At 63.7% G+C, this 15,765-nt stretch carries 11 protein-coding genes; 6 read left to right on the top strand and 5 right to left on the bottom strand.

Features of this window, described 5'->3' with window-relative positions; translation table 11 throughout:
* Nucleotides 1–1,590: a tetratricopeptide repeat-containing sulfotransferase family protein gene (locus BR78_RS0104590; RefSeq protein ID WP_029935218.1), complete on the top strand. Its 1,590-nt coding sequence runs from the start codon at nucleotides 1–3 to the stop codon at nucleotides 1,588–1,590.
* A 67-nt stretch (nucleotides 1,591–1,657) separates the two neighbouring features.
* Here the strand turns inward: BR78_RS0104590 and BR78_RS0104585 are convergent, their stop codons facing one another.
* Entirely contained in the window at nucleotides 1,658–1,999 is a 342-nt protein-coding gene (locus tag BR78_RS0104585; RefSeq protein ID WP_231478152.1) for a UrcA family protein, read from the bottom strand.
* Nucleotides 2,000–2,096: 97 nt separating this feature from the next.
* Nucleotides 2,097–2,432 carry a hypothetical protein gene (locus tag BR78_RS0104580; RefSeq protein ID WP_029935214.1) on the bottom strand — a complete coding sequence of 112 codons (336 nt, stop codon included), beginning with the start codon at nucleotides 2,430–2,432 and terminating at the stop codon, nucleotides 2,097–2,099.
* A gap of 278 nt (nucleotides 2,433–2,710) precedes the next feature.
* Here BR78_RS0104580 and BR78_RS0104575 point away from each other — a divergent pair, with 278 nt between their 5' ends.
* From BR78_RS0104575 to BR78_RS0104565, 3 genes are all read left to right on the top strand, one after another.
* Nucleotides 2,711–5,146 carry a TonB-dependent receptor gene (locus tag BR78_RS0104575; protein ID WP_029935211.1) on the top strand — a complete coding sequence of 812 codons (2,436 nt, stop codon included), beginning with the start codon at nucleotides 2,711–2,713 and terminating at the stop codon, nucleotides 5,144–5,146.
* A gap of 174 nt (nucleotides 5,147–5,320) precedes the next feature.
* Nucleotides 5,321–6,187 carry a sterol desaturase family protein gene (locus BR78_RS0104570; protein ID WP_029935208.1) on the top strand — a complete coding sequence of 289 codons (867 nt, stop codon included), beginning with the start codon at nucleotides 5,321–5,323 and terminating at the stop codon, nucleotides 6,185–6,187.
* Between the two features lie 75 nt (nucleotides 6,188–6,262).
* A complete protein-coding gene (locus tag BR78_RS0104565) occupies nucleotides 6,263–7,204 on the top strand; it encodes a Vgb family protein (RefSeq protein ID WP_051683245.1) in 942 nt (313 codons plus the stop codon).
* Between the two features lie 278 nt (nucleotides 7,205–7,482).
* Here the strand turns inward: BR78_RS0104565 and BR78_RS0104560 are convergent, their stop codons facing one another.
* Entirely contained in the window at nucleotides 7,483–8,655 is a 1,173-nt protein-coding gene (locus BR78_RS0104560; protein WP_029728554.1) for an alpha/beta hydrolase-fold protein, read from the bottom strand.
* A gap of 320 nt (nucleotides 8,656–8,975) precedes the next feature.
* On the opposite strand from BR78_RS0104560, the gene BR78_RS0104555 reads away from it, so the two are divergent.
* Together BR78_RS0104555 and BR78_RS0104550 are read left to right on the top strand one after the other, a co-directional pair.
* A complete protein-coding gene (locus BR78_RS0104555) occupies nucleotides 8,976–10,991 on the top strand; it encodes a beta-L-arabinofuranosidase domain-containing protein (protein ID WP_231478150.1) in 2,016 nt (671 codons plus the stop codon).
* A gap of 253 nt (nucleotides 10,992–11,244) precedes the next feature.
* Nucleotides 11,245–11,781, top strand: coding sequence for a DUF1697 domain-containing protein (locus tag BR78_RS0104550; protein ID WP_029935201.1), 537 nt, complete (start codon nucleotides 11,245–11,247; stop codon nucleotides 11,779–11,781).
* A 53-nt stretch (nucleotides 11,782–11,834) separates the two neighbouring features.
* Here BR78_RS0104550 and BR78_RS0104545 read toward each other — a convergent pair whose 3' ends face one another.
* A complete protein-coding gene (locus BR78_RS0104545; RefSeq protein ID WP_029728557.1) occupies nucleotides 11,835–13,082 on the bottom strand; it encodes a YdcF family protein in 1,248 nt (415 codons plus the stop codon).
* A 1-nt stretch (nucleotide 13,083) separates the two neighbouring features.
* Nucleotides 13,084–15,543, bottom strand: coding sequence for a TonB-dependent receptor (locus BR78_RS0104540; protein ID WP_197021273.1), 2,460 nt, complete (start codon nucleotides 15,541–15,543; stop codon nucleotides 13,084–13,086).
* Nucleotides 15,544–15,765: the final 222 nt, after the last annotated feature.

Genomic DNA, 15,765 nt, shown 5'->3' with positions numbered 1-15,765 from the left:
ATGACAGGAACGCCGCAGAGCATAAGGGAACCCCTGAGCGCAGCAGGGCGAGCCGTGCTGGAGGGTGGTGATTTTGCCGGGGTGCGCCGCCTGGCGGCGGTCCGCATGGCGGAGGCCTCCGGCAAGGCGGAAGCATATTTCCTGCTCGGCATCGCGGATGCCGAGGCTGGCCAGGTGCGGGACGGGATCCGCCAGATCGAACAGGCAGTGGCGATCGCGCCGTACGGCGAGTATCGCGCGCAACTCGCACGTCTCTATACGATGGTGCGCCGAGACGGCGATGCCGCCGCCACGCTCCGCGCCGCCGAGGCCGCGCCGCCTGCGGATGCGCTCGGGCGCGACACGATGGGATGCGTCTATGCGCGGCTGGGCGATCACGACGCGGCGCTTCCGCATTTCGTTGCGGCGGTCGATCTCGCGCCGGAGAACGACCAGTTCCGCTACAATCATGCGGCCACACTGAGCTTCCTCGGCCGCACCGAGGAAGCCGAAGCGGTGCTCGAGGTGATCCTCGGCCGCGCGCCGAACGATGCGAGAGCCCATCATCTGCTGGCCGGCCTGCGGAAACAGACCCCCGCACGCAACCATGTGGAGCGGCTTCGCACCGTGCACGACGGCTCGTCGCCGGGGCGTGACCGTCTGCTGACGGGCTATGCGCTGGTGAAGGAACTCGAGGACATCGGGGATGCGGAAGAGGCGCTCGAGTGCCTTGTCGCGATCAACGCCGCGCATCATGCCACGCTCGATTATGATTTCGCGCGCGACGCCGCGATCTTCGATGCGGTCGAAGTGGCATGGCCGCTTGTCATGCGGGCACCGGCCGGGGAGGGGGCAACCGAAGCGCCGATCCTCGTGATCGGCATGCCGCGCACCGGCACGACTTTGGTTGACCGCATCCTGGCATCGCACCCCGGGGTCGAGAGTGTCGGCGAGCTTCAGGCGCTGCCGCTCGCGTTCAAGGCCGCGGCACAGACGCGCAGCCGCAACGTCCTCGATCCCGAGACGATCCTGGCCGCGGCTGGCCACGACGCGAGCGCGATCGGCCGCAACTATCTGGCGCGCACGGCCCATCACCGGCGGACTCCCGCGCTGCGCTTCGTCGACAAGTTCCCGGGCAATTTCTTCTACGCGGGGATCGCCGCCCGCGCACTGCCGAACGCGGCGATCGTCTGTCTGCGGCGGAACCCGATGGATACGGTTCTCGCCAACTTCCGCAATTTGTTCGCGATCGGATCGCGTTACTATGACTATAGTTACGATCTTCTCGACATCGCCGCTTATTATGCGCGGTTCGATCGGCTGATGGCGTTCTGGCGCAAGGCGCTGCCGGGCCGTATCCTCGAGCTCAGCTACGAAGAACTGGTCGAGGATCAGGAGGGGGAGACCCGCCGGCTATTGGCCCATTGCGGGCTCGACTGGGCCGACGAATGCCTGAATTTTCACGCCTATTCCGGTGCCGTGTCGACTCCGAGCGCCGCGCAGGTCCGTCGTCCGATCTATCGGGATTCCGTGGCGCGCTGGCGGAAACATGCGGCGGTGCTGGCGCCGGTGCGCGCGTGGCTGGAGGCGCAAGGTATCGCCGTCGACTGAGCGGCTCACGGGTGACCGGGCCGGCGCCCGCGATCAGGCACCGGACCCGAACTCTACCGAAGCCGCCTCAGCGCGACGCCAGCTGGTTTGCCTTGGCATTGTTGGCGGCCGTCGCAGCGGCAATACGCGAGCGAATATTGGCGATCACGTCCGCATGGCAGGCTCGCGCCTGGGCTCCGAGTGCGAGATGGATGGAACTCATCCCCTCGCCGCAAACCCTGTTTGCCGCCCGATCCATTCGGATCGCGAGACGCTGCTGACCCTCGACGCTGGTAAGATCGAGCCCCCGCAAGTCGAGCACTGCGCTGTCTGCCGAAAAGGGATTTTCACGGGGTGCCGCGAAGGCAGGCGCCGCCACCATCAGCGCGGCGAGCGCCACTATGCCGATCTTCATCATCATCTCCTGCATCTGCTCTTCCTGGCGCTCTTCGGCGATCAGGTGACGACCAATTAGTGCCGGCCGGCAGTTATTGCAAGTATAATGCCTAGTATTACTAAATAGAAGATCAGTATGCGCTTACTATCAGGCTGGCGAGTTCGCGTCGCTCGCCCAATGCGCCTGGCGGCAGCACGACGATTTCGGTGCTTTCGCCCCCGGTCCGCGCATCGTCCAGCGTCACCGTCAGCGTGCCGTCATGGACGCTTGCCCAGTCGCGCGCCGTCGCCAGCAGCACTGTCGCGCGCCAGGAGCGGTTGCCTTCGACCACGAGGGGTTGGCCCGCGATCCGGACTACCACCGCGGCATGGGGACGACGACCGGAGATGCGGAGGCAGGTCGCATCGCCGCAATGGACAAGGCGTGCCTTCGGTGCGGCGGCGGCACTGTCTGGAATCGCAGTCATTGCGAGACCCAGGAACAAGCAGAGGGTTTCCGATGCGGGCCGGATCCGGGCGGAAGCAACCATCGCAGCCCGATACCGGGCCGGGCGTCGGGGCGGTATGGGCAGTTTGACGTAGAGCGTGCCGCTCGCGGATCGGCTTACGTCAAACGCCCCATGTCATGGGGGCGTTATTATCGTTTAGCGTATTCGTAATACGCGGAGGCTCAAAGCAAGCCGACGCACGGGAAGGGTGTCGAGAGGAGGCGCTCGGGATCACAAAAAAGCCAAGGGGACAGAAGATGAGCCGACTTTCTCGCAGGGGGTTGCTGTGCGCGACCGCGCTCATGAGCGTTGCGGGCACTCCGGCGCTGGCGCAGGAAGCGTCCGCTCCGGAACAGGAGGCATCTTCGGGCTCCTCTACTGCCGGTTCGAACGAGATCGTGGTGACCGGCAGCCGCCGGCGGACCACGCTCCAGGATGCCCCGATCAACATCAGCGCGGTATCCGGAGAGGCGATCGAGAGCCTGCGGCTCGACGACATCCGCGCGCTCGGCAACTTCACGCCGGGCGTCACGATCGCGGATACCGGCCCGGCATCGACGGGCGAGATCATTCTGCGCGGCATTTCGTCCGGCGACACCAGCGTCAATGGAGCCAATTCCAACAACGCGGTCGGCGTCTATCTCGGTGAGGTTCCGCTCTATCTGGACTTCAAGCTGATCGACATCAGCCGCGTGGAAGTGCTGCAAGGGCCGCAGGGCACGCTCTATGGCCTCGGCACGCTCGCGGGCGCGGTGCGCTATATTCCCAACCGGCCCGATACGGATCGCTTCTCGGTCGACGTGCATGGCCGCGGCTATGCCCAATCGCATTCGGATGATTTCAGCGGCATCGGCGATATCGCCGTCAACCTGCCGATCTTGAAGGATCATATCGCGTTTCGGACCGCGACGGGCTATTACAGCAACGCTGGCTTCATCGATTACAATTATCTGCTGAAGCAGCCCGGCGCCTCCGATCCCCAGCCGGTCCGGGCGTCGGGCGGCTCGACCGGCTCCCTTGGCGGCCCTGCCGACTATCTTGCCAATTTCAAGCGCGCCGAAGATGTGAACTATGAGCACACCTTCACCACGCGCAACCAACTGCTGCTCGAATATAACCCCAATATCAGGGCGTATCTCACCTACGCCCATCAGAGCACCAAGAGCGGCGGGCGTCAGGCCAATGGCGCCGGTGTGCTCGGCACCGGGAAATATGAAGGGCCTTGGCGCTACCTCGAGCCGTTCGATCGCAAGTCGGATCTCTTCTCGGCCGAGATTTACGTCAATCTTTTCAACATTGCGCAGCTTGTCAGCACCACGGCATACACGAAGCAGAACATCCAGAATACGGACGACAATACCGATCTGCTTCTCGATCTTAACTATGGTTATGAAGCATTTCCCGAGTTTTCCTCCTACGCGAACAACGATCGGAACTATAAGCAGCTCAATCAGGAGATACGGCTCGTCTCGACCCATGGCGGCCCTTTCAACTGGGTCATCGGTGGATTCTACAACCGCCTTGAATTTGACTCGAGCCGGCACGAATACACGCCGGGGTTCGCGCAATGGCCTGGATATTGGGGCGTCAATCGCCCGGACAATCTCGAATATATCTCGCAGGTCAATACCAAGGATGTTGAGAAGGCGGTTTATGGCGAGGGTACCTTGCACTTGACCAGCAAGTGGCAAGTGACGGGCGGCATCCGCTACTTCAAATATGACTCGAATGTCTCGGGCGGTTCCGCGCTGCCACTGCTGGGGAGCGGGGTCGATCCCTATCCGTCGACGACGATCCGCCCGAACCGGATCCGCAAGGGCGCGACCGGCAAGGACGGCGTGGTCTGGAAGGCGAACACTTCCTACAAGTTCAGCGACGATCTGCTGGCCTATTTCACTTACTCGACCGGCTACCGCATCGGCGGCGTCAACCGAGTGGTGCCCTGTATCCTGCCATTGCCGCCCGGCCAGAATCTCTGCGCGCTGCCCAATGAGCTGATCTATGGGCCGGACAAGACACGCAACGCCGAACTGGGCGTGCGCGCCAGCCTGTTCGACAAGCGGCTCCAGTTGACGCTCGACGGCTATCATATCAACTGGAACGGCGTGCAGGTGCCGAGCCAGACGGTGAACGGCGCGATCGGCATCACGGTGAACGGCGCCAAGGCCGTCTCGCAGGGTTTCGATTTCCAGGGCACGCTCAAGATCACGCCGAACCTGACCCTGCTCGGCACCTATTCCTATGTCGATGCGCATCTGACCGAGGATGTGGCGGGGCTGGTGGTCAGCCAGGGCGTTCGTTACGACGCCTCCGCGGGTGACAGGCTGCCCGGATCGGCAAAGCATTCGGCCAGCGGCCAGCTCATCTACAGCTATCCGCTGGGCGACGGGCGCAGGATCGAGGCGAGCTGGGCCACCGTCTATCGCGGCGACATCTATTCGCGCGTGGGGCTGCGCGGCAATGGCGAGAAGATCCCGGGCTACGTCACGCACAGCGCGTCGCTGAACTACATCAGTGAGCGCTTCGAGATCGGGCTGTTCGCAGACAATATCTTCGACAAATATGCAGTGACTGCGATCAGCAACGACATCTCGTCCTACAATCAGGTCCGCACCGATGTGGTCGAACGCTACTACGCCCGCGGGGTGCTGACGCCGCGTCGCGTGGGTGTCGACTTCCGCATTCACTATTGATCGACCGAGGCCGGCCCGTGCCCGTCGAAAGCAACCTGCTTGCGATCGACGGACGGGTTGGCCCCATCGCCGGGGCGCGCGCCGCTACGTTATTCGGCCACCTGCGCCTCCCGAGACGCCATCCTAAAGCGGTGCCGGGAGCCCTCCTTTCGCTGACGTGACCGGAGCAAGTCTATGAAGAAGATCCTGTTCAGCTACGTGCAGCCCGCGATGGTCGCGGCAATCCTGGTCTTCTGGGCATTCGTTCCCAAGGCATGGGTCGAAAACGCCGGGACGCTCACCATAGGCATAGCGCTCACGACGCTGTTCGTTCTGGGGCTCGAATGGCTCAACGAACGGCATGCCAGCTGGCGCCTGACGAAGAAGGAGTTCTTCACCGACCTCTTCTACATGGTGTTGAGCATGACGGTGATTGCGTGGGTTACCGCCCGACTGGCCGAAGAGCCGTTGATCGCAGCAAAGCACGCGCTGGGCATCACCACCGAATGGGCCATGCATCTGCCCTTCGTCGTGCAGGTGGTGCTGGTCGTCTTCCTGGTCGAGTTCGGCCAGTATTGGATGCACCGGCTGATGCACAATTACACGCCGTTCTGGCTGACGCACGCGCCGCACCATCACATCACCCAGCTGAACGCTATGAAAGGTGCGGTCGGCAATCCGATCGAATTGTTCCTGATCAGCCTCAGCGTGGTCGCATTGTTCGATCTGCCGCTGAACGCCTTGTTCTGTGCCTTCCACATCCTCTCCGTGGTATCGACGTTCGCGCATGCGAATACGCGGTGCGATCCGCCCCGGTGGTACGCGTTATTCTTCACGACGATCCGGAACCATAGCCTGCACCATTCGGTGGGGTATGAGGAAACGCGCTGCAACTATGCGAACTCGCTGATCCTGCTCGATCGCGTCTTCGGCACCTATCGCGACGGAGAGGCTGAGCTGGTGGGCCAGGACGAACGCCGGCGCCTGTCGATCCTGGAGCAGATGCTCTTCCCGTTCCAGTCGATGATCGCGAAGATCAGGGCGGGGCGAGGTTATGCCTGACTGCGCCCAACCGGGCCGATACGGATGGATGTCGCCCTCCGCTATTTTTGGATATCGATCTGGAGACGTTTCCTGATGATCATCGGGTGTTTGAACAGGAATTCGCTTCTCCTGGCGATCGCAGGGAGTCTTGCGCTGATATCCTCGGCCGTTTCCGCCCAGGAGGAGCGGGTGCTCACCGTTCCGGGATTCGCCGATTTCCTCGCGGTGGACGGATCGTCGGTCTGGATCACCAACGAGGGGCGGGTCGAGCGCTGGTCGAAGAAGCGCAAACTAGCGGAAGTCGCCATGTCGCGCCCTTGCGGCGCCATGGCGGTCGCGTTCGGCTCCTTGTGGGTCGCCGATTGCAAGGACGGGACCCTCAACCGGATCGACCTCAAGACGGCGCGGAAAACTGCCGTGATCGCCACCGGCATCGCCAATCCCAAGGGCGAGCTGAATGTCGTGGCTGGCGCCGGATCGGTCTGGGTGGCGAGTGACGACAAGGGCGTCGTCGCTCGCGTGGATCCGGCGAGCAACGGCGTGACGAACGCGATCCAGGTCGATCCCGGCACCTATTATCTGGCATTCGGTCTCGGATCGTTATGGGCCGTCAGTGCCGACCACCAGAGCCTGCAGAAGATCGACCCGCAGACCAATACGGTCGTCGGGCGGACCGCGCTGGGCCGGGAGCCCGGCTTCCTCGTCGCCGGCGAGGGTGCTGTTTGGGTTCAGGAGCAGGGAGACGGGACATTGGCCCGGATCAACCCCGAGACCGGAGATGTCTCCGGCCGCGTAAAGGTCGACGAAACGTTGAAATATGGGGATATCGATGCGGGCGGCGGCAAGATCTGGCTGCGCACGACCGCGGGCCAGACGTTCGTGGTGATCGATGCTGAAACCCTTGCTATCCGCGCGCGGGTCGGAAAGACGACCGGCAGCGGCGCCCTGCGATATACGCGGAAAGGTGTATGGACGACGTCGCACGACGTCCACACATTGTCCTGGTGGAGGAAGCCTGCCCGTATCGGGAACTGACACGCCTGGGATCAGGCTGCAGGTGTGGATCCACAGCCAATTGAGCGCGCCCCTCAGCCGAGAGCGCACGCCGATCGCTCCGCGCAGCTTCAATCTCCGAAATCGAGCACTACCTTGTGCCTACCGATCTGCGCACGGCTGCCCCCATGGTGATAGCGGAACGGCTGTTACCCACGCCTCCCAGAGAGCCGCCGCCGGATCATCTCGGCAACGAACGCCTCTTCCTGCCTCGCCGCGGAGCGATGTGGTGCGGTTTACGGATGCCCTCTGACGTTGCGTCAGTCTGTGAACAGCATCGGCGCCAACTCGCGCAAGCTTCGCCGCCATGACTGAAACTCATGCCCCGTGTCGGGCGACACATAGAAGGCGCTTTTGATACCGGCATTCCTGAGCGCCTCGGCATTCGCGCGCGGATCGACGCGGGGGCCGCCGGGAGGGCCGGCGCGGCCACCTTCGAGCTCGCGGCTGCCGAAGCTTACGAATGTCAGCTTGACCTTCTCCCTGTATCCCGGGGCCGCATTCACATCGTCCAACGACACGGTTCCGCCGCTCAGCAGGCCGATATACGCGAACTTGTCGAGGTTCTTCAGCGTGATCAGCCTGGTTTCGAACCCGCCCATCGAGAGGCCTGCCATGGCCCGGTGACGCTGATCGGGAAGGGTGCGGAACTGGCTGTCGACATAGGGGATCAGCTCGTCGAGGAGCACCGTCTGGAACGGCTTGATGTCGAAGCTGGCGAGTCCGCCGGGACCGCCCGGCCGCACGTCGTTGGTCATGCCGTAGGTCATGACGATGATGAACGGCCGTGCCTTCCCGGCGGCGATCAGATTGTCCATGATCAGATTGGCATGCCCCTGATTGGTCCAGGCCGTTTCGTCTTCGCCCCAGCCGTGCTGCAGGTACAGGACCGGATATCGGTCTCGCGGGTTCTTGCCGTAGCCAGGTGGCGTATAGACGAACGCTCGGCGGGGAGCGCCAGTGCTGGGCGAAGGGAACAGAATCTGCTCGACACGGCCGTGTGGGACGTCCTTGAGCGCATAGAAATCCGCGTCGTGCGCTGGAATCTCGATGCCGCTTTCCCACCGCCTCGATCCGAAGAAGTTCAGCGTGCCGGGATCGTTGAACGTGCCGCCGTCGACGGTCAGGCGATAATAATGGAACCCCTCGTCCAGCGGCCCCTCGGTCGTGCCCGTCCAGCTTCCGTCGCCAGCCTTGGTCAGGACCGTGCCGCCCCTGCCGCCGAGGCCCAGGCTCACCTTCACGCTTGTTGCGTCGGGTGCGACGATGCGGAAGCGGGCATAGCCTTGCGAATTGACCTGCGGATATTGCTGGCCCGGCTGGTTCAGCGAGGACGGCTTGAAATCTTCAGCGATCGCAGGAGGGGGCGTCTGCGATACCGCCGGTTGCGCTGTCAGGATGGCCGCAAGCAATGCGGCGAAAGCGATCTTCACGGTATTTCCTCCCCTAAAGCGCCGCCGGCGAGGCCGGTCAGAAACCTCAGATATTAGCGCTAACATTAGGCCCGGTTAGTTCGATAGAATCAAGCTGTTCGCTCTTGGAGCCGCCATCGTAGTCAACGATCGAGCAAGTCTTGCTCCACTTGCTCACACATGGTTGCTGCACTGACCGACGATGGCTCAAGCTTGGGCGCGAGCGGTTGTTCGCTCCAAGGCGGCCGGCTGAACGCGGCCGGCCAACAGGAGCGATACCTCCACTTTCTTCAAGCCACGCTACAACCCGTGCAAACAATTTTTCGCCAGCGAAAACAATTTTGGATTTCGCATCGCGTGTTATCTACATCCAGAAACTGCATCAGCGGGTGTCCGGCTCGAACGAGGAAAGAGGAATAGGCATGGATGGCCTTCGTACTGCAGTCAGGCGGCGTGAACTCACCCGCTGGCTCGCGATCTCCCCGTTCGCAGTCTGCGCAGGCACGGCCTCTGCACAGGATCAGGTCTGGAGTTACGACACGTCTCCGGTGTTCGGCGAACTCGGTAGGACGTCCCTACGCCCCGTAACGCCCAGTGCCCGCGGCTTTTCACTGGCGGAAGTGCACCTGCTCAACGGAGCGCTGCTCGACGCCCAGCGCGCGAACGTCGCCTATATGAAGCGGATCGATATCGACCGCCTCCTTCACACGTTCCGACTGAACGCCGGTCTGCCGAGCGACGCCAAGCCGCTTGGGGGATGGGAAGCCCCGGAGATCGAACTGAGAGGCCACTTTGCCGGCCACTATCTGTCGGCTTGCGCCCTGGGCTACGCCTCCACCGGCGATACCGAGTTGAAACGGCGCGGCGACGCGATCGTGGAGGAACTCGCCATCTGCCAGCGTGCCCTCGACGCAGGTGGGTATCTCAGCGCGTTTCCCACCGAGTTGTTCGACCGTCTGGCCAGCGGCAAATGGGTGTGGGCGCCGTTCTATACGCTCCACAAGATCATGGCCGGACTGCTCGACATGCATGACCTGGCCGGCAATCGAGCGGCCCTTCAAGTGCTGCTGGGGATGGCGACCTGGACCGACACCTGGACGGCAGCGCGCGACGAGGCCGCCATGCTACGGGTGATCAACCAGGAATTCGGCGGGATGAACGATATTCTCTATCGCCTCGCCGCGGTTACCCAGGATGCACGCTGGATCGCGGTGGGCGATCGTTTCACGAAGAAAAGCGTGTTCGAGCCGCTGTTTCACCGCAAGGATACGCTGCGGGGACTGCACATGAACGAGCATGTCGCACAAATCCTCGGCGCCGCCTCGCGTTTCGACACAACCGGCGACGTCCGCTTTCGCCAGGTGGCCGACTTCTTCTGGGACACGGTCGTCGAAGGACGGACCTATGCCACGGGCGGGTCGAGCAACAAGGAGCACTGGATTGTCGATTCGAACCGTCTGGGGTTCGAAGCGATGAAGGGCGACAACCATCAGGAATGCTGCTGCGCCTACAACATGATGAAGCTGACGGCGCAGCGCTTTGCCTGGCGGCCGGACGTTGCGCTGATCGACTATTATGAGCGCAACTTGCTCAATCACCGATTGGGGATGATCGATCCCAAAACGGGCATGACGGGGTATTTCCTGTCGCTCACGCCCGGTGCGTGGAAGACCAGGGGCACGGAAGATACGACCTTCTGGTGCTGCAACGGAACTGCGCTGGAGGAATTCAACAAGCTGACGTCGATGGTTTACGCCCAGGATGACGACGGCATCTTCGTGAACCTGTTCGTGCCCACGCGCCTCGAGACGAAATCGGGGATCAGACTACGCCAGGAAACGAGCTTCCCCGCGCAATCGCGAACGCGGCTGGTGGTGGAAGCCGGGAACCGGAGGGAATGGACCTTGCGCCTGCGCATTCCCGGCTGGGCCAGCAAAGACCCACGCGTGCTGATCAACGGCAAGCCGGCGGGCACCCCGGAGCCGGGCAGCTATCTGGCAATGCGCCGCAGGTGGAAGCGGGGTGACGTCGTCGATCTTGAGTTGCCGATGCGGATGACGCTCGAGAGGTTCAACGATCGCCCCGGCGTGGGCGCTCTGGTCTATGGTCCCGTGGTGCTGGCCCAGCAGTTGGCAATGGGATCGATGCCCCCGGCGCTGCTGACGACACAGGGGCCCGAGATGGCGAAGGTGTCACCGGTCGCGGTAACCGCCTTACCCGCAGACATAGCCGACCGGCTTCGGCCTGAACCTGCGTCTCCGCTGACCTTCACCGCTGACGTGAATGGACGGAATCTGCTGTTCAAACCGATCAGTGACAGCTGGGAACGGTACGCGGTTTACGCGCCGGTTGCCTGAGCCTTTGGACCGCCAGCTTCGCTGGTCCCAGTTCAGCAGGCCACGCTATGCGGTGGCCAGGTTAAAGGCACCAGAGCCCGTGATTTAGAACGTGGTGATCCGCGAGGGCAATGACGATAGCAAGGTTGCCTCGAGTCCGACGATCAGTCCCAGTCCGACGGCGATGTCGCACGTCGGGCGCGATCCCGTGGCGGCCGATGGTTCCCTTTCCGGCCCTTGGTCGATACCATCGTGGGAACCAGCGAGGGACTTCATGAACCGCTTCGTCGCCCTTATCCGAGCCATCGGCCCCGCGACGCATGCGAAGATGTCGATGCGGGATTTGACCGACGCGTGCCGGCACGCCGGCTTTGCCGATGCGAGAAGCTGGATCACCACCGGGAATCTCGTGCTGGCGACGGAGAAGACCGCGAAAGAAGCGGAGGTGATGGTTGGCGACGCGCTGCGGAGTTTCGGGCTCGCCAACGAAGTCGTGATCCGCACGCCGGACGAGCTCGCTGCCATTGTCCGGGCAGATCCCTTCCCGGACGCCGTGCGCGATCGCCCGAGCGAGCTGGCCGTGTGCTTCGTCAAGGATCCCGGCCGCGGATTCGACTGCCTCAATCCGCCCACGGGGCACGAAAGGCTCGCTCGTGTCGGCGGCGATCTGGTGGTGGACTATGTCGGACAGATTTCGAAATCGAAGCTGCTGCCAGCCGTGATCGAACGCCGGACCGGCGCCCGCCTTACCTTTCGCAACTGGAATACGCTCACCCGTCTCGCCGGAATGGCCACCGAACCGGCACGCTGACCTCGCCTCAAAGGCATCGGCACCATCAACCGCCGGGCGGGCCGATGATCGTTTCACGGATCGAGCGGATCGGTAGCTTCGACGTGGAATGCAATCCGCGCGGGCGTGAAGCGCAGACTGAACCGGTCGGGGCCTGGCGCAAGGCGGCCCGGCTCGACGCCCATTTCGCTGAGGTTGCGCCGGGCGAGTTCGGGGCCGCCGATATACTGGATCGTGCGGTGGTCCGAGACGACCAGCGCCGGCCGGTCGACGGGGAATCCGGCGGCCAGAAGCAGGCGGGCACAATTGCGCAGGTTGGTCGTGGTGTGGCGCGCGTGCGGCTCGATCAGGATGCGGTCGGCCGGAATGCCGTGCTCGGTGACGAGCAGCCGCTTCATTTCGACCGCTTCGTTGAACGGCGTGCGGTTGGGGTGGACGTTGCCGCCCGACACGATGATGAACGGCGCGAGCCCGCGCGCGAACATGTCGGCGGCGATCCGCATGCGGATTTGCCCCATGACGCCGGTGCGCGACTGGGCATCCTCGGGTCCGTGTCCGAACACCAGCAGCGCAGTATAGGGGCTTGCCCGCCAGTCGGTCCCGGCGACTGCACGCAAGGTCGCGGCGTTCTCGCCGCTCAGCAACGGACGATACCTGCCCGCCTCGGTGCGCTCGTTCATCTGGAGCAGCCCGACCGCGTAACGTAGCGACGGATCGAAGAAGAGATCGTCATCATGCCCCATTGCCGTTGTGGCGACGCCGTGCGCGGTCAGCACGTCGGCATATTCGGGTTTGGCGGTGTCGAAGATGATCGCATCGATCTTCGGATAGCGCGGGGCGGTTCCCTTGGCGTAGACTGCGATCACGCGATTGATGGCCGCGGTCGCCTCGCCCCATGCAGTGGCGATGAGATCCGCGTCGGCCAATGTCTCGTGTCGGGCAAAACGACCCGAAGGCCGCATCTGCCCGCCGACGAGCGCCGCGCCGAGGCGGCGATCGCGCATCAACAACCGCAGCCGGGCCTCAACCGCGGCGATGTCGGCATCGGTCCAGACCCAGGCATCGGCAAGGCATTGCGGCGAAGGGGTGCATGTGTCCAGCGGCACGCGCGCGACGCGGTCCGCAGCGAGCTTGCGAAGGACGGTGTCGCCGCGCAGCGCCTGCCCCCAGCCATCCGCCGCCCGCAGCATCGCGAAGAGCGGGAAGACCCGCGTCTCCAGTGAGTCCGCGAACGGCGCCGTGTAGCCTCGGGGATCTTGTGCGCACGCCGCCGCGGGCACGAAGGCCAACGCGACGGCGAGAGCGATGGCGGCGTGGCGCAAGCTACCAGCTCCGGCTCAGGATGAAGCGGAAGTTGCGGCCGAACAGCGGACGGCCATAGATCGCATCGGTCGCGCCCTGGCCGGCGAGCTGGTCTGTACGCGGATTGCCTTCGGTAAGGCCCTTTGCGTTGGTGAGATTGTCGCCGACCACTTGAAAGCGCCATGGTCCGTAGGTCACCGACGCGTTCGCGCCGAACGTCTGATAGGCCGGCAGCGCCGTCAGGTTGAACAGGTCGACATAGCGACGACCGACCCATTCGTAGCGGCCGGCGATCTCGAGCTCGCCCTCGCCGACGGGGAAGTGGACGGCGGGGCGGAGATTGCCGAAGAATTTCGGCTCGCGAATGATCTGGTTGCCGTTGACCGCGCTGGGATCCGCGCCCGACGTGTTTTCGAGGTTGCGATATTGCGGATCGGCGACGGTGATCGATCCGGTCAGCTCGAACCAGCGCAGTGGCGCGATCTTGCCATCGACCTCGACGCCCTTGACGATCGCCTCGCCGACGAACGGCACCGATTGATCGTTGCGCCCGGTCACCGGGTTGAACGCGACGAACGAGGCGTTGAACGGATCGAACTTGGTGTAGAAGCCCGTGACGTAGAGGTAATTGCGTCCGAAGCTCGCCTTGACGCCGGCTTCATATTGCCGCGCCTTGGTCTTGATGATCGTCGGGGCGGTGCTCGTCGTCACGCCGAGCTGCGGCGGCACCTCGAGATTGGAGACGCGGCCATAGGCGCCGAGATTATCGGTGAAATCATAGTTGAGGCCGACCGTCCAATTGGTAGTCGACGGCTTCAATTCGCGCGATACGAACGCGCCGGTGAAGGCGCGGGTGGCATTGTCGGCCAGCGTGGTCGCGTCGCCGAGATCGGCCTGGGTCGAAAGCAAGGCATAGCCGTCATAGTCGTACCATTCCTTGCGAACGCCCGCGTCAAGCCGCAACCCGCCGGTGATATCCCACGTATCGTTGGCATAGACCGCGACCATCTTCGCGTTGCCCTCGCCCTGGTTGAGCGTGGTGGTATAGCGCAGCACGCCGTTTTGGGTCACCGAGCCGAGCACCGCGCCGGTGGCCGAATAGGCGACGAGATCGATCGTTCGCGGCTTGCTGTGCACTTCGATCAGCATGTCCTGATAGACCTGCCGGCTGCTCACGCCATAAGCCGAGCCGTAGATTCCGGCGCGGATATCGTGCGTGCCGAAACCGGTCTCGAACTTGCGGGTGACGCTGAGGTCGGCCTGGCTCGAATAGAAATCGGCGTCGATCGCGCGATACTGGCCCGACATGACCAGCCCCGAGTCCGCGGCCGGGTCATAGGCCGTCGCGCCGTTGCTGCCCGCGATCGCATAACCCAGCCGCGAGACGCCGGCGCCGAACGCCGTGCGCGCCGCAGCGAGATAGCCCGCGGCGAAGGTGGTCGCGTCGGCCGGATTGGTGGTCGAGTAGAAGGCGTCGAAGCTGCTCTTGCCCTTGGTGAGGCCGAGCTTGCCGGAAACCAGCCAGCCGTTGAAATCGGCCTCCCAGTCCACGGCGCCGTTGAAGAAGCGCATATGGCGGCCGTCGGCGAGATCGCGGTTCAGGGTCTGCATCGCGCCCGCGCCGTCGCGATACCGGATGTTGACGTCGCGCAGCGCCGGCGAGTTCAGCGTGCCGGTGTGATAGTCGATGTAGCGATCGAGCGAGACCGATGGGTTGCGCGGATCGGCCACCGGGATCGGCAAGTAGAACAGATTGTGGTCGTTGACGTACATCGCCGAGATCTTGACGAAGCCATTGCCGAAATCGTGCTTCAGATTGGCGCGGATCTGCCCGCCTTTGTCGCTGGGGAAGCCGCTGTCGCGATAGCCGTCATGCTGGCGCAGGAAGCCGCCCACAGCGAACGTCGTCTGGTCGTCGATCGGGCCCGACTGCATCAGATCGAGCCGGTACAGGCCGGTGTCGCCGAGCGTCAGTTGCGCACGGCCGCGTGCTTCGGGCCCGCCGGTCACGGTGATGTTGTTGGCGATCGCCGCGGCGCTGCTCGCATAGATCGGCGCCGGGCCACCGCGGACGATCTCGACCCGCTCGGTCATCAGGTCGTAGCGGTTCATGCCCTCGCCGGAGTTGAAGAACACGCCGTCGATCTCGTGATACAGCGGCAGGCCGTCCTGCTGGAAGATGAGATAACCGCGGTCGGTCGGGATGCCGCGGACGCGCGTGATGTTCTGCACCTCGCCCCCCGTCGCCTCGACCTGGATGCCAGGAACGGTGCCGAGCAGGTCGGCGAAGTTCTTGGGCGCGATCTTTTCGACGTCTTCCCGGCTCAGGGAATTGATCGCGTAGGAGACGTCGAAGCGGCGCTGGGCGCGCGCGGTGCCGGTAACGACGATGTCGTCGGGCGAATCCACATCGGCTTCGGGCTCCGCCGCAGACGCGGCCGGCTGCGCCGCCTCCTGCGCGGCCGCGAGGCCGGGTAGCATGCAAGCCAGCGCGCATGCGGATGCGAGAAGCGACACTGCGTAAGTCTTTTTGCCCGAGACGTGCATTTTTCTTCGACCCCTTCTTAGGATCGGCTGCGGCTAGGGGGCCTTCACTACGGCGCGATGACATCGTGGACCCGAGCAAGGTTTTCCTCGGCGGTACGATGGAGGGAGCGGTCCGTTCCGCCGCATCGGCGCTCCGAAGTCTGGAGCTCGACGGAT

The organism is Sphingomonas sp. UNC305MFCol5.2 (genome assembly GCF_000712135.1).
GTDB lineage: Bacteria > Pseudomonadota > Alphaproteobacteria > Sphingomonadales > Sphingomonadaceae > Sphingomonas.
This window is presented reverse-complemented; position numbering and strand designations above follow the sequence as displayed.